At 34.6% G+C, this 2029-nt stretch carries 2 protein-coding genes; both read right to left on the reverse strand.

Features of this window, described 5'->3' with window-relative positions; all coding sequences use genetic code 11:
- Window positions 1–61: 61 nt before the first annotated feature.
- Window positions 62–799: a copper homeostasis protein CutC gene (locus SOY52_RS04450; RefSeq protein WP_320847776.1), complete on the reverse strand. Its 738-nt coding sequence runs from the start codon at window positions 797–799 to the stop codon at window positions 62–64.
- A gap of 76 nt (window positions 800–875) precedes the next feature.
- Window positions 876–2029: serine dehydratase subunit alpha family protein (locus tag SOY52_RS04455; protein ID WP_320847777.1), on the reverse strand; the 1154-nt coding region annotated here is incomplete at its 5' end.

The raw sequence follows: 2029 nt of genomic DNA on the forward strand, positions 1-2029 counted from the left end.
CCAGTAATAATAGGATTAAATGTATCTGATTCGTGGTGAAAACCACCTGTAAAAATCTTCATTACAATAATCCCATAACCTGACTAACTCTTTGAGAAGAAGTATGTGTGATAGTAAATTCACTTTGACGGAGTAAACCACCCATATAAATATGGCCAGGATGATAAACCATCTTACTGCTTATCTCTTTTGGAAGATATATATGATATTCCTTAGCTTTAATCTTTTCTTGAAGCTTTGGGAAATTTCTCTCAGTAATACCACAGCCCGGCATAACAATAATTCTATCGCCTGCAATTTTAACTAATTCCTCAAGTAAATCAGCACCTTCAGGGACAGTTGCTTCTTGTCCGCTAGTTAATACTCTATCAACACCAAGATTAATTAAATCCTCTAAGCTCTTATATGGATCCCTAGTCATATCAAATGCTCTATGGAAGGTAACTGGTAATGGTCGAGCTAATTCAATTAACTCTTTTGAGCGAACGATATCTACATCACCTTCTGGTGTTAAAATACCAAATACTATTCCATTAATACCGGTATCCTTTAAAGCTCTTACATCTTCAAGCATGACTTCAAACTCTTCATCAGAGTAGCAAAAGTCACCACCCCTAGGTCTAATCATTACATTAATTTTAATATTACTTTTCTTTAAAGCTGTTTTAACTGTTCCAATAGTTGGAGTTAATCCACCTTCAAACAAATCACTACAAAGCTCTACTCTATCAGCTCCACCTTTTTCTGCTGCAATTACAGACTCAACAGACTCTAAACAAATTTCAATTAATGGCTTCATCTTTTTATCCTTTTACTTAATGATATTCCATCATCACTCAGATAAAAAGAATTATTTGTTCTTTGAGTGTACAAAATTAATCTTCAAGCATTAAATTAAGGATTTCCTTATCAGTTTCTCTCATACCTTCTTTACCCATCTTTCCAAAGGCTTCAATAGTTTTTTCAATATCCTTTTTAACAAGGCCATCACCACTTTGGAAAGATGTTTTTTCTTCTAAGCTCATCTCCATAGCAAGTATTGCTGCTTCTAATGAAGAAGATATTTTAGCAGCACATGATGCCTTTGCTCCATCGCAAACAATTCCACCTACCATTGCAAGAGTATTTGAAATAGCCTTTGCTATTTCATTTTCTCCTCCACCCATTAAAAACGCTATTCCTGCTGATGCACCAGCTGAGGCAGATACTGCTCCACAATATGCAGAAAGTGGTCCTATATATTTCTTTTGATGTATTGCTGTTAAATTCGATAAAGCAAGTGCTCTTAATACCTCTTCTTCACTTGCATTTAAATACTCTCCATATTCTACAACTGGTAACGATACTGTTAACCCTTGGTTGCCACTTCCACTATTAATTACTACTGGTAGACTACACCCTGACATCCTTGCATCAGATCCGGCAGATGCATATGCTCTTGCTCTAATTCTTACATCATCCCAGTCATATAGCTTCTTTAGCGTCTTTCCAATTGAACAGCCATAATTATTCCTTAAGCCTTCCTCAGCTATTGCTTTATTTAGCTCTACCTGTCTTGTTAATGGCTTTCTTATCTTTTGTATATCTACATTCTTTGCATAGTAGACAATGTCTTTTAAATTAAGCAGTTTTCTTAATTCATCAAGATTATCATTACTTTCTTCATTTAAGTCTTTTTGATTTATTACTTCTTCGTTTAATGAAAGTAAGTAAAGTTCATCATGACATTCTTTTAATACAGCCTTTGCTTTATTTTCACCTTTAATTGCAGTAACACTGATATATAAACCAGGGATGTTATCTGCTAATACGACTTGGCAACTTGGTGTTTTTAATAATTCATTTACCTTTGCTCTTACTTCATCTGATACAGTTGATAACACCTCTAAATGAAGATTAGAAGTTCCTCCAAGTGCACCCAGCAGAGCTGCTGCTTCAATACCCTTCATACCATTAGAGTTTGGAACTGTAACACTCTTAACATTCTTTACAACGTTTCCAGAGCATTCAACTATTAGTTTATCAAAAT

Source organism: Bullifex sp., assembly GCF_034103065.1.
Lineage (GTDB): Bacteria > Spirochaetota > Spirochaetia > Sphaerochaetales > Sphaerochaetaceae > Bullifex.